Genomic DNA, 12,177 nt, shown 5'->3' with positions numbered 1-12,177 from the left:
ATGAAAAAAGCACTTATTATTGAAGATAGCGACGATATTAGAGAGGGAACTGCAGAAATATTAGACTTGGCAGGTTATGAAACTTTTACCGCCAAAAATGGAAAAATTGGTGTTGATCTGGCTATAAAACACCTGCCAGATATCATCCTATGTGACATCATGATGCCCGAATTGGATGGATATGGTGTGCTGTACTTGTTGCAAAAGAATCAGCAAACTGCCAATATCCCATTTATTTTCATGACCGCTAAGGCAGAACGGGCAGATATGAGAAAGGGTATGGAAATGGGGGCGGATGATTACCTTACTAAACCCTTCGATGACATGGAACTCTTTAACGCTATCGAAAGCCGATTGAAAAAAAAGAACAAACCTGCAGGTTTCAAATCGGTTGGAGGCAATCGTGAGGCTTTGTTTGAGTCGTTGAAAGCTAAGGGAAAAACTCGTCAATTTTCAAACAAACAGATTATTTACGTTGAAAATGATGAACCGTCCTATTTATATTTTCTTAAAACAGGTCAGGTTAAAACCTATAAAAGAGCAAAAGACGGCCGGGAACTATCTTCTACTTTGTATAGGGATGGTGATTTTTTCGGTTACGAAAGCCTATGCAAATCAACCGTATATGCTGATAACGCAGCAACGTTAAACGATGCGGAAATTATCCTGATCACAAAGGCAGATTTTATGGAATATTTGCTTAACCATCAAGAAATTGCCAGCGCATTTATTGATATGCTTTCAGGTAGTGTTCAGGAAAAGGAAGAACAAATGTTGCGCTTAGCTTATTTTTCTGTTCGTAAACGCGTGGCAGATGCGCTTGTACAGGTAGCTGATAAATTTGGTGAACCAGGGAATGATAGTTGTACCCTAAGGGTATCTAGAGATGACCTTGCAGCACTTGTAGGTACAGCGAGCGAAACAGTTAGCCGTATGCTAGCAGATTTTAAGGATGAAAAGCTGATCGAGAAAAATGGTAATGCTATACAAATCCTTTCTATTGAAAAATTAAGAAACGTTAAACAATAGTTAATGTTTTCGAAATAAAGATATACCTAAGAAGAACAAAGAAATCATCTTTATACCTTCCGCTACAACATAATATAGGTGTAGATTACTCGGCATAACGGGGGACCCAGTGATGTATAATTCAGCACGAGCATCCAGTTGAGGTAGTAACCAAATTGTTTGTGTGATGAGTATAGCGCAAGCAGTGATTAATGTTATTCTTACACTTTTTACTATTTTTTTGAAAGGGAAAAGGGAAAAAATTATACCGAGCAATAGTATCCACTCTATTTTATTTAATGCGGCAAATACTAAGCGGCCAATGCCCAGACCAATTGGAAGGGTAACACCTGGAGCCCTGAATTTTAGCCAAGCTTCCATAAAAGATATTGCAGCTACGAAGCCTATCCATGTGAAAAGGGCGGCAATTCCAATATTCTTTCTCATAAAAGCGGTTTTAAGTTGCTGTCTTTGTAGAATTCAATTTTAGCAAGAAACATTGTTGCCATTGCTTCTCCACGTCTCTTTGCCTCGCTTGCTTTCTCTCCTCCAAAGAACAAAGTTATGGTTTCCGCCCAGATTTCTACCCAACGATTAAAATGAGCAGCGGTTAATGGCATTTTTGCATGAGGTGGGAAAGGGCTTCCACTATAAGTATGCTCTTCCAGTAACACGGTTTGCCAAAAGCGGTACATTTTGGCTAAATGCGCTGGCCAGTCTTTTATCCTGTTCGTAAATATATCGCCAATAAGCGGATCTTTTTGTACCGTAGCATAAAAGGAATTCACTAATTGTTGGATATGCTGCAGGTTTTCAATGTCGGTTTTTACTAGTGAGTCTTTGTATTTCATAGCCTAAAGATCGTATTACGGCCACAAATCAAATCTGATTAATATCATTTTTTAATATAACGATGCTCATCAGCTAGGAAAGACAGCTAAAGTAGTTTTGTATATAGAAAAATACTCATATGAAAGCTATCGCTTATAATATCAACCCGAAAGAAAAAGAATGGCTGATTTTAGCTAATTATAAAAAGCATGACATTACAATTATTGCCAATAGCCTAACGCTTGATACATTAAATTTTGCGGCAGGCAAGGAAGCACTTATTGTATTTAACAAGGATCCTTTGAATGCACCTATTATTACTGGATTAAAGGCGCAGGGCATTAAATATATCGCCATATCTTCATTTGATTATGGTCATGTCGACTTATTAACTGCAAATGCTGTTGGTTTAAAAATTGCTAACATTCCATTTAAGGATGGAGGGGCATTAGAAAATATGCATCAGGTTATTGCCAACCTCGACAATTGGGCGGCAGGCAAATGCGTAGGAGATGCATGCTGTTGTCAAAGGGATTGCGCGGTAAACACTAAAGTGCTGAAATGAGATGGATACTGTAACTCTGCTTAAAAAGTATAACATTGCAGCACCTCGCTATACGAGTTATCCCACAGTTCCCTATTGGGATAGTGAAAGTTTTAGTAAAGAAGCTTGGTTAACGTCACTAATAAAAACCTACTCCAGTGTCAAGGAACAGGGAATTAGTGTCTATATCCACCTCCCTTTCTGCGAAAGTCTTTGTACTTATTGTGGTTGCAATACTCGGATTACTAAAAATCATGGGGTCGAAAAGCCATATATTGAGGCAGTAATAAAGGAATGGGAGTTATATGCAACTATATTAGGCGGAAGGCCAAAGATTGCCGAACTGCACCTTGGTGGGGGAACGCCTACTTTTTTCAGTCCAGAAAACCTGCAAAGGTTAATGGTAGCCATACTGGGCGAAGACAACAAAGAGGTAATATGTTCATTTGAAGGGCATCCAAATAACACTACGATTGCTCATTTACAAACTCTTCATCAACTCGGGTTTAAACGATTGAGTTTGGGTATTCAGGATTTTGATGCAAAGGTGCAGTTAATGATTAATCGTTTTCAAACACCAGAACAAGTTTTTAGGATTACCTCCGAAGCTAGGGCAATTGGTTATGGCTCGGTTAATTTTGACCTGATATATGGTTTGCCGGGGCAAACTTTAACCGGCCTGTCCCACACTATAACAGAAGTAATAAACATGAGGCCGGATCGCATCGCATTTTATAGCTATGCCCATGTTCCATGGCTGAAACCTGGACAACGTCATTACGCAGAAAAAGACATTCCGCAGGACGACGAAAAATTCTCATTATATCAGATGGGAAGAAAATTGCTACTTGAAGCAGGTTACAAGGAAATTGGAATGGATCATTTTGCACTTGTGAAAGATAGTTTATATCAAGCCAGTGAAAACCATCAGCTACACCGAAATTTCATGGGTTATACTGACCGGTATACAAAAATATTAATTGGCTTAGGTGTTTCCTCCATCAGTGATTGCCAAACAGCATTTGCGCAAAATGCTAAAACAGTGGAGTCTTACCTATCGCAAATTAACAGTGGGCAACTTGCGATAGAAAAAGGTCACTTACTGAATGAAAAAGACCTTGATATTAGACAGCACATTTTAAACCTAATGTGTAAAGGAGCTACAAGATTTACAACTGAAATCCCTTCAATGATTAAGCAAAGACTCAAACCTTTTCTGGAAGATGAACTGCTAGAAATGGACACACAAGAGATACGTATCAATAAAATCGGCAAGTCTTTTTTGCGAAACATCTGTATGGCCTTTGATGAACGACTATGGTTAAAGCAGCCCCAAACCTCGCTATTTAGTGCTGCTGTTTAAATTGATAAGATGATGAAACAACAAACAACTTTTAGTGCGATTTCATGCTACCATTGTGGTGAAGATGTGAGGGGGGTAGACTTTTCAGTCGACCAAAAGCATTTTTGCTGTGCAGGATGTATGGGCGTTTACCAGATTCTTTCTGCAAATAAAATGTGTAGTTATTATGCCTATAACGAAAATCCCGGAAAACGACTAAATAGTACTAGCCATTTTGAATATCTAGACGAACCAACTATTGAGAAAAAACTGGTCGACTATAAAGATGAAACTAATGCAATCGTTACTTTTTATATTCCGGCAATACACTGTAGCTCCTGCATCTGGCTACTGGAACACCTTTATAAAATAAATTCAGCGATTTACTCGTCTAGAATAGATTTTTTAAAGAAAGAGGTAACTGTTAGTTATAAGCATAAAGCCGTAAGTTTAAAAGGAGTGGTAGAAATCTTAGCACAAATTGGCTATGAGCCATCTATCAGCTTGCAGGACGTAGTGAGGGAAAATAGTCATTCAGTTAATAAAAGCCTCATTCTAAAAATTGCAGTTGCAGGCTTTTGCATGGGGAATGTCATGCTATTCAGCTTCCCCGAATATTTTGGACTTTCTGGTTTAGAGCGGCAATTTCAGGCATTATTTGGTTGGCTTAATCTTGCCTTTTGTATGCCGGTAGTTTTTTATTGCGCGAAAGATTATTTCACATCTGCAATTACAAGTTTAAAGCATGGGCATGTAAATCTAGACACGCCATTGGCGTTGATTATTTCAGTCCTGTTTTTAAGGACAATTGTTTCAGTGTTATTTACTAATGAACCCGGATTTGCCGATACCTTAACGGGACTGGTATTTTTACTTTTGATGGGCAAATGGGTGAAACAACGCACTTATCACCATATTTCGTTTGATCGCGATTATCGCTCTTATTTCCCCATTGCAGTTACTACGCTAGTTGATGGAAAAGAACAACCAAAAGCGATCAGTGAATTGACTATTGGCGACCGGTTATGGATCCGTAATGGAGAGCTAGTCCCTGCAGATTCTATTTTGATGAGGGGAGATGCATGGATGGATATGAGTTTCGTGACAGGGGAAACCGAACCTCAACAAAAGGTTTTGGGGGAAATTATCTACGCGGGAGGCAAACAAATGGGAGAGGGAATTGAGATAGAGGTCGTAAAAAATGCTTCTCAAAGCTACTTGACCAGTTTGTGGAATAAGGATCATTACGTGAATCATTTTAAACAGAATTTTAATGATAGCGTAGCGAAATATTTTAGCATGGCCGTTTTTGTAATTGCGTTTTCAGCAATGGGGTACTGGTACTTAATGAATGATGCGTCCAAAGCCTGGTTAGCTTTTACAGCCGTTATTATTGTAGCTTGTCCGTGTGTTTTAGCGTTAAGTACACCATTTACGCTATCTGCTATTTTAGCAGTATTCGATAAAAAGGACTTTTATGTAAAAAATACGGATTCGTTAGAAGCACTCGCAAAATGTACTTCCATAGTATTTGATAAAACAGGAACCTTAACGACTACAGAAAACGCCAAAATCCTTTTTAAGGGGACGCTTAATCCAATGGAAAAAATGCTGATCGTCTCTTTGTTGAACCATTCGTCACATCCGCTTAGTAGACAAATCTTAAAAAGCCTGGCTATTGAACAATTTTACCCGATCTCCAGATACAAAGAAATTCCTGGAAAAGGGATAAGAGGACTGGTTAACCAACAAATGGTTTATGCAGGTAGTCCCGCTATCTTACCATTTGATATCCAACCTAATCAACACCACGGAGTTCACATCGTGATCAATAGCGCATACAAAGGTACATTTATAGTAGAACAACAATGGAGGCCGAAATTGGGAGTGTTATTGAGTAGCTTGAATAAATATTTTACTTTAAAGGTTTTATCTGGAGATAACAACAAAGATGAAAAAGCATTAAAAACTTTTTTTCCGTTATCGGCAGACCTGAAATTTGAGCAGAGCCCTCTTCAAAAACTGGAAGAGATTAAACATCAACAACAAAAAGGAGAACAAGTAATGATGTTAGGTGATGGACTTAATGATGCTGGAGCACTAAAACAGAGTGATTTCGGAATTGCGGTTACAGATGATGTAAACAACTTTACCCCAGGCTGTGATGCTATCTTGAAAGGAAGTTCGCTTGATCTGCTGCCTAATTTTTTCCAAATGAGTAAAGATGGCCTGAAAACTATTAAAATCAGTTTTGTCATAGCCAGTGCTTATAACTGTGTTGGCTTATACTTTGCCATACAGGGTACGCTTTATCCGCTTGTTGCTGCGGTTTTGATGCCAATCAGTACCATTACCATCATCAGTTTTACTTCGATAGCAACCAGGTTTTTTGCGCGAAAAAATAATCTTTTATGAACATTCTTTATTTTTTGGTAGGCTGCAGTGTGCTGATGGCATTGATTTTTTTAGGTGCATTCTACTGGTCGCTCAAAAATGGGCAACATGATGATGTGGTCACCCCTGGAATGAGGGTTTTGTTTGATGAGGAGCCCGTAGACGAAGAGCAGGTTGAGTCGTAAGAAATCACTTTTGTGACAAAGATCACTTTTTCGACTAAGTATCATCACGTTCGCTCAATACCACAATAAATACTTTTGTTCATCAAAAACAAACAATTTCTATATATATGCAGCTAGAAAAATTTACCTACGATAACAAGATTGTCCGCAATTTTGGACTTGCCACGATAGTTTGGGGCATTATCGGGATGACTGTTGGACTGTTGGTTGCCATGCAGCTATTTAAGCCTTCAATGAACATGGGCAATCAATACACGACCTTCGGCCGGATAAGACCCTTGCATACAAATGCCGTTATTTTTGCTTTTGTAGGCAATGCCATCTTTATGGGAGTTTACTACTCCTTGCAACGCCTCTTAAAAGCCAGAATGTTTAGTGATGTATTGAGCAAAATTCACTTTTGGGGTTGGCAATTAATCATCATTTCAGCAGTAATTACGCTACCGCTAGGCTTTACCACATCACACGAATATGCAGAGCTGGAATGGCCAATTGATATCGCCATTACGTTGATTTGGGTGGTTTTTGGTGTGAATATGTTCGGCACAATCTTCAAAAGAAGGGAGCGCCATTTATATGTAGCCATTTGGTTTTACATTGCTACATTCGTTACAATTGCTGTGTTGCATATCGTAAATTCCTTCGAGCTTCCGATTTCGTTTCTTAAAAGCTACTACGTATACGCTGGAGTTCAAGACGCATTGGTACAGTGGTGGTATGGGCACAATGCGGTTGCTTTTTTCTTAACTACGCCTTATTTGGGGATGATGTACTATTTCTTGCCAAAAATGGCGAACAGACCAGTGTATTCTTACAAGTTAAGTATCCTGCATTTTTGGTCCTTAATATTCATCTATATCTGGGCAGGGCCTCACCATTTATTATATAGCTCTCTACCAGGTTGGGCACAATCATTGGGCGTTGCGTTTTCTATCATGCTAATTGCCCCAAGCTGGGGTGGAATGATCAATGGGCTACTCACGCTTCGTGGGGCATGGGACAAAGTACGTGAAGATGTGACTTTAAAGTTTATGGTAGTTGCGTTAACCGCTTATGGTATGGCAACTTTCGAAGGTCCGCTACTTTCTTTAAAACAGATTAATGGTGTTGCCCATTTTACCGACTGGATCGTTGCCCACGTACATGTTGGCGCATTGGGATGGAATGGGTTTTTAACTTTCGGTATTCTTTACTGGCTCATCCCACGTTTATATAGAACTGAACTCTACTCAAAAAAGATGGCAGCCTTTCATTTTTGGATTGGCTCACTAGGAATTTTGTTCTATGCTGTGCCAATGTATTGGGCAGGTTTTACCCAAGGACTTATGTGGAAAGAGTTTACACAAGAAGGCTTACTCAAATACCCGAATTTTTTATCAACTACTTTGCAGATTATACCAATGCATGTATTAAGAGCCATTGGTGGAGCACTATATCTTATTGGGGTAATTGTAATGACGGTTAATTTGGCCAAGACGATGTTGGCTGCCAAACTCGTAGCTAACGAACCCGCAGAAGCTATGCCTCTAACAGAGGTTGCTGCAGAAGATCCTGCTGATAAAAAATGGCATAGAAGGTTAGAGCGTAAACCAATTAAGTTTATGATATATGCATTAATCATTATCCTTATAGGTGGTATGGTAGAAATGATGCCAACTTTCACTATTCAATCTAACGTGCCAACAATTGCAAGTGTAAAGCCCTACACACCACTCGAACTACAAGGAAGGGATCTTTACATCCGAGAAGGCTGCGTGAACTGTCACTCGCAAACCGTCCGTCCATTTCGTTCAGAAACGGAGCGCTACGGGGAGTATAGCAAAGCTGGTGAGTTTGTTTACGATCACCCGTTTTTGTGGGGAAGCAAACGCACAGGTCCAGATTTACATCGGCTAGGAGGGAAATATAGCAATGCTTGGCATTTTAACCATTTGCTTGATCCAACCTCAATGTCTCCAGGTAGTATTATGCCGAATTATGAATGGTTGATTAACCAAAAATTGGATACAGCAACAACGGCGGCAAAAATTAGGGCAATGCAAACATTAGGCGTGCCCTATGAAAAAGATTTCGATAAAATCGCCAATGCTGATCTAAGCTTACAAGCCGACTCAATTGCCCGTGATCTTAAAAAGGATAATATCCAAGTTAAAAGTGATAAAGAAATCATTGCCATCATTGCATACCTGCAACGTTTGGGTACAGATATAAAAGCAAACCAGTTTACTATTCCCTCAAACCAATAATCATGTTCAAACAAATTAAAGACTTAGCTGGAGGAGAGTTTTACCTCATAACTTCGTTGCTCTTATTTATGGTGTTTTTTATCATCGTAGCAGTTTATCTGTTCAAACTCAGTAAACAACATGTTTCATTGATGAGCAATTTGCCAATAGACGACCAACCCTTAAAAGAATATGAAGAAGATTAGCCTTATTTCCGCAACTCCATTAGCCGATGCTCCAACTATTGGATTAACTTCAACGGAACTTTTAATTGCAGCATTGTTCGTTTTTGCCTTAGTAGCATTGCTAGCCACATTCATCATGCTTAAAGCACTTAAAGTGATGATCAAGGAAGGTGATAAGCCCATGCCATTGGTAAAGGAGCACCAACCGGGGCCCCTTGACTACTTAGAATGGGCTAAATTGAAAAAAGCGAAACCAAATGTTTGGAGCAAGCTACTGAGCCTTAAACCTATAGAAGAAGAGCAAACGCTGCTGATTCCCCATGCATACGACGGCATTCATGAACTGAATAATCCTGTTCCGAAATGGTTCAGTATTCTTTTTTATGCTACGATCATTTTTGCAGGAGGTTACCTTTACTATTACCATATTGGCAATGGACCGATGCAAGATCAGGAATACGTTGCCGAAATAGAAAAGGCTGCTAAAGATAAAAGAGCTTTCTTAGCAAATGCAGCTGAAAAATTTGACGAGAACTCAATCAAATTAGATGGCTCAATGATTGCAAACGGTAAAGCTGTATTTATGACGAATTGTGTCGCCTGCCACGGAGACCAGGGACAAGGAACAGTTGGTCCGAATTTGACAGACGAATTTTGGCTGCATGGTGGAAGTATCTCTGATATATTTAAAACTGTAAAATACGGCGTTTCAGCTAAAGGAATGGCAAGTTGGGAGAAAAACTTAAGCTCAAAAAACATTGCTGAAGTGGTTAATTACATCATGTCGCTGAAAGGTAGCAAGCCTGCCAATCCGAAGGCGCCTCAGGGTGAGAAATATGAAGATAAAAGCGTGAAGGATACCGTGACGAATGAAAGCATCGCAAAAAACTAAGCCAAAAAGCTATGGCCGGGAATTTCTATATCCGAAAAAACCAGCTGGCAAATTATACAACTATAGAAAATGGGTAAGTTATGTGCTGTTAGGGTGCTTATTTTCTTTCCCATTTCTAAGATTGAATGATGAACAGCTGGTATTGCTTAATTTTCTAGAACGGAAATTTGTATTCTTTGGATTGATTTTTACACCACAGGATTTTTATCTGTTTGCATTGGCGATGCTCATCTTTATCATATTCATCGTATGCTTTACAGTAATCCTCGGTAGGTTGTGGTGCGGCTGGGCTTGTCCGCAGACAATTTTCATGGAGCTGGTTTTTAGAAGGATAGAATATTGGATTGAGGGAGATGCCAATCAACAGCGAAAATTAGATGCTCAGCCCTGGACAATCGAGAAGGTTATTAAGAAAGGAAGTAAACATTTTTTATTCTTGCTGATTTCGTTCGCAATAGCTAATACTTTTTTAGCTTATATCATTAGCTCGGCTACTTTATATAGGATTATAACGGAGCCAATAGCTGGTCATTTAACTGGGTTTCTATCCATTTGGCTCTTTACTTTTATATTTTATGGTGTTTTTGCCTACGTACGGGAAATAGTTTGTACTGTTATTTGTCCTTATGGAAGATTACAGGGAGTATTGCTAGATAATCAGAGCTTAATCGTTGCTTACAACGAAAATCGCGGCGAACCTAGGGCACATCTCCAAAAAAATACAGTCGACCTAGCTAAGGGCGATTGTATTGATTGCGGATTATGTGTGCAGGTTTGCCCAACGGGAATTGACATCCGCAATGGCACACAATTGGAATGTGTAAATTGTACAGCATGTATAGATAGTTGTAATGAAGTGATGGTGAAGATCAATAGGCCTTCAAACCTGATCGGCTTTCACACCAATGATTTTATTAAATCGCAAAGCCCGTTCAAAATTGGTTTGAAAGCCTATGGATACAGTACCGTTCTGCTAGTTCTATTAATAGCGTTTTCAAGTCTGATCTACAAAAGGCAGGATGTCGAAACCACTGTGCTAAGAGCGAGTGGTACATTGTATCAGCTCAATAAAGATAAAACAGTAAGCAATCTTTATAATGCAGAGTTAATCAATAAAACAAATAGAGACATTAAGTTCAGTGTTAGAACAAATGACAGTACTGACCGGATAAAATTTATACAAATGCCTGAAATTCTTCCAAAAGATGGGTCGACTCACCTGACTTTCTTTTTGATTAAAAAACAGGCTAATCTAAAGAGTTTTAAAAGTAATGTGGTTTTCGAGATATTGTCAGGGGGTAAAGTAGTTAGCAGGACTTCCACTTCCTTCTTTTCGCAACCCTAATTGGTTAACATCTCACAACGAAAAACAATAACAAAAACAAATAAAATGAATTGGGGAACAAAAATAGTATCAGGCATGATCGCTTTTATGCTTTTTATCATAGGAATGGTAGTTTATATGTTCACTGTGCATGGGAATGATCCGCTGGTAGCAGAAGATTATTACGAGAAAGGTATCAATTACAACCAAGAGTTTAATGCGATCCAGAATGTATCGATAGATCGCGCTCAACCGAAAATAACAATTAGTAAGTTCCAGGTTATTGTTCAATTAAAAGATCATTCAACCTATGAGTTAAAAATGATGAGACCCTCTAGTAAAAAAGAAGATGTTTTAATGAAGGGCTCCACAATTGGTGATTCCAACCTAATTCTTATTGATACCAAGAAAATGCATCGTGGTGTATGGTTTATGGAGCTAAGCTGGAAAAATGGAAGTAAGAACTACCTGTTTAAAAATGACATTGTTTTATGAGTAATCTCTCGATAGCATTTCTGCTTGGCTTTTTAGGGAGTATGCACTGTGCTATTATGTGCGGCCCATTGATGCTCAGCTTGCCACTTTCCAAAAATAATTATTTGGTATCTGCCATGCAGTTGGGGATGTATCAGGCCGGAAGGATAGTGGTATATACTGTTTTCGGGCTGTTAGCCGGGTTGATAGGTAATAGTATTAAATTATTTACCAATCAACAAACATTGAGTTTATTAATTGGGGGTTTAATGGTGGTTTTTACATTGATATATTTTACAGGAAGATATGTTAATCAAATTAATACTTTACAGCGTAAACTCATTGAACCCATTAGTACCCTGATGGGCAAAGTGCATAAGCTCCGTTTTTGGGGTTTTTTTGCCGGAATGTTAAATGGGCTAATTCCCTGTGGAATGGTATATCTTGCTTTGGTAACTTCACTCAATTCAGGCTCTATAACTGGAGGTGCCAGTTTTATGCTCCTCTTTGGCCTCGGTACTACGCCATTAATGTTAGCGATTTCTTTGGGGGGCATTTACCTGAAACGTTATATCCGTTTTAGCCCAAACAAGATGATCCCCTGGTTTACGTTGTTTATTGGGGCGCTCTTTATACTTAGGAGTGTAAACTTGGGAATCCCTTTCCTATCCCCGAACAATCAAATCCGCTCAAGTGCTAATGTAGTAGAGTGCAGATGACAATCCACATAAGTAATGAATGTCATAATTTAACTTGTGCGAAATCATAACTTT

Annotated in this window: 13 protein-coding genes; 11 read left to right on the top strand and 2 right to left on the bottom strand. The window is 38.9% G+C overall.

Going from position 1 to position 12,177, the window contains the following annotated elements; all coding sequences use genetic code 11:
* The gene (locus BM207_RS17245; RefSeq protein WP_090997355.1) at nt 1-1,029 is read left to right on the top strand and encodes a response regulator; all 1,029 of its coding nucleotides are present in this window, start codon (nt 1-3) and stop codon (nt 1,027-1,029) included.
* Here the strand turns inward: BM207_RS17245 and BM207_RS17240 are convergent, their stop codons facing one another.
* Complete coding sequence (locus BM207_RS17240; protein ID WP_090997352.1) at nt 1,030-1,455, bottom strand: hypothetical protein; 426 nt, start codon at nt 1,453-1,455, stop codon at nt 1,030-1,032. It abuts the gene before it with no gap.
* On the bottom strand, nt 1,452-1,859 hold the full coding sequence (locus tag BM207_RS17235; protein ID WP_090997349.1) for a group III truncated hemoglobin: 408 nt from the start codon (nt 1,857-1,859) through the stop codon (nt 1,452-1,454). Before BM207_RS17235 ends, BM207_RS17240 begins: the two co-directional genes overlap by 4 nt.
* Nucleotides 1,860-1,978: 119 nt before the next feature.
* On the opposite strand from BM207_RS17235, the gene BM207_RS17230 reads away from it, so the two are divergent.
* The 10 genes from BM207_RS17230 to BM207_RS17185 all read left to right on the top strand — a co-directional run bounded on the left by BM207_RS17230 (nt 1,979) and on the right by BM207_RS17185 (nt 12,123).
* On the top strand, nt 1,979-2,404 hold the full coding sequence (locus BM207_RS17230) for a Rossmann-fold NAD(P)-binding domain-containing protein (protein ID WP_090997346.1): 426 nt from the start codon (nt 1,979-1,981) through the stop codon (nt 2,402-2,404).
* 1 nt (nt 2,405) lies between these two features.
* The gene (gene hemN, locus BM207_RS17225) at nt 2,406-3,746 is read left to right on the top strand and encodes an oxygen-independent coproporphyrinogen III oxidase (protein ID WP_090997344.1); all 1,341 of its coding nucleotides are present in this window, start codon (nt 2,406-2,408) and stop codon (nt 3,744-3,746) included.
* Nucleotides 3,747-3,755: 9 nt separating this feature from the next.
* A complete protein-coding gene (locus BM207_RS17220; protein ID WP_090997341.1) occupies nt 3,756-6,140 on the top strand; it encodes a heavy metal translocating P-type ATPase in 2,385 nt (794 codons plus the stop codon).
* Nucleotides 6,137-6,304: a cbb3-type cytochrome oxidase assembly protein CcoS gene (ccoS, locus tag BM207_RS17215; RefSeq protein WP_090997338.1), complete on the top strand. Its 168-nt coding sequence runs from the start codon at nt 6,137-6,139 to the stop codon at nt 6,302-6,304. Before BM207_RS17220 ends, ccoS begins: the two co-directional genes overlap by 4 nt.
* Before the next feature lie 107 nt (nt 6,305-6,411).
* Complete coding sequence (gene ccoN, locus BM207_RS17210) at nt 6,412-8,550, top strand: cytochrome-c oxidase, cbb3-type subunit I (protein WP_090997335.1); 2,139 nt, start codon at nt 6,412-6,414, stop codon at nt 8,548-8,550.
* Nucleotides 8,551-8,552: 2 nt separating this feature from the next.
* A complete protein-coding gene (locus tag BM207_RS17205; RefSeq protein ID WP_090997332.1) occupies nt 8,553-8,735 on the top strand; it encodes a hypothetical protein in 183 nt (60 codons plus the stop codon).
* Complete coding sequence (locus BM207_RS17200) at nt 8,722-9,606, top strand: cbb3-type cytochrome c oxidase N-terminal domain-containing protein (protein ID WP_245768153.1); 885 nt, start codon at nt 8,722-8,724, stop codon at nt 9,604-9,606. The genes BM207_RS17205 and BM207_RS17200 overlap by 14 nt, the downstream gene beginning before the upstream one ends.
* Nucleotides 9,584-10,951, top strand: coding sequence for a cytochrome c oxidase accessory protein CcoG (ccoG, locus tag BM207_RS17195; protein WP_090997329.1), 1,368 nt, complete (start codon nt 9,584-9,586; stop codon nt 10,949-10,951). The genes BM207_RS17200 and ccoG overlap by 23 nt, the downstream gene beginning before the upstream one ends.
* A gap of 45 nt (nt 10,952-10,996) precedes the next feature.
* The gene (locus tag BM207_RS17190) at nt 10,997-11,425 is read left to right on the top strand and encodes a FixH family protein (RefSeq protein ID WP_143095994.1); all 429 of its coding nucleotides are present in this window, start codon (nt 10,997-10,999) and stop codon (nt 11,423-11,425) included.
* Nucleotides 11,422-12,123, top strand: a complete 702-nt coding sequence (locus BM207_RS17185) for a sulfite exporter TauE/SafE family protein (protein WP_090997323.1) — start codon at nt 11,422-11,424, stop codon at nt 12,121-12,123. Before BM207_RS17190 ends, BM207_RS17185 begins: the two co-directional genes overlap by 4 nt.
* The last annotated feature ends 54 nt before the right edge of the window (nt 12,124-12,177 follow it).

Origin of the sequence: Pedobacter insulae (assembly GCF_900113525.1) — a bacterium.
Taxonomy (GTDB): Bacteria; Bacteroidota; Bacteroidia; order Sphingobacteriales; family Sphingobacteriaceae; genus Pedobacter; species Pedobacter insulae.
Note: the sequence above shows the minus strand (reverse complement) of the source record. Positions and strands in the feature narration are given on the sequence as shown.

Coding starts and splice junctions, on each gene's coding strand:
- BM207_RS17245 (WP_090997355.1), top strand. CDS start 1: ATGAAAAAAGCACTTATTATTGAAGATAGCGACGATATTAGAGAGGGA.
- BM207_RS17240 (WP_090997352.1), bottom strand. CDS start 1,455: ATGAGAAAGAATATTGGAATTGCCGCCCTTTTCACATGGATAGGCTTC.
- BM207_RS17235 (WP_090997349.1), bottom strand. CDS start 1,859: ATGAAATACAAAGACTCACTAGTAAAAACCGACATTGAAAACCTGCAG.
- BM207_RS17230 (WP_090997346.1), top strand. CDS start 1,979: ATGAAAGCTATCGCTTATAATATCAACCCGAAAGAAAAAGAATGGCTG.
- hemN (WP_090997344.1), top strand. CDS start 2,406: ATGGATACTGTAACTCTGCTTAAAAAGTATAACATTGCAGCACCTCGC.
- BM207_RS17220 (WP_090997341.1), top strand. CDS start 3,756: ATGATGAAACAACAAACAACTTTTAGTGCGATTTCATGCTACCATTGT.
- ccoS (WP_090997338.1), top strand. CDS start 6,137: ATGAACATTCTTTATTTTTTGGTAGGCTGCAGTGTGCTGATGGCATTG.
- ccoN (WP_090997335.1), top strand. CDS start 6,412: ATGCAGCTAGAAAAATTTACCTACGATAACAAGATTGTCCGCAATTTT.
- BM207_RS17205 (WP_090997332.1), top strand. CDS start 8,553: ATGTTCAAACAAATTAAAGACTTAGCTGGAGGAGAGTTTTACCTCATA.
- BM207_RS17200 (WP_245768153.1), top strand. CDS start 8,722: ATGAAGAAGATTAGCCTTATTTCCGCAACTCCATTAGCCGATGCTCCA.
- ccoG (WP_090997329.1), top strand. CDS start 9,584: ATGAAAGCATCGCAAAAAACTAAGCCAAAAAGCTATGGCCGGGAATTT.
- BM207_RS17190 (WP_143095994.1), top strand. CDS start 10,997: ATGAATTGGGGAACAAAAATAGTATCAGGCATGATCGCTTTTATGCTT.
- BM207_RS17185 (WP_090997323.1), top strand. CDS start 11,422: ATGAGTAATCTCTCGATAGCATTTCTGCTTGGCTTTTTAGGGAGTATG.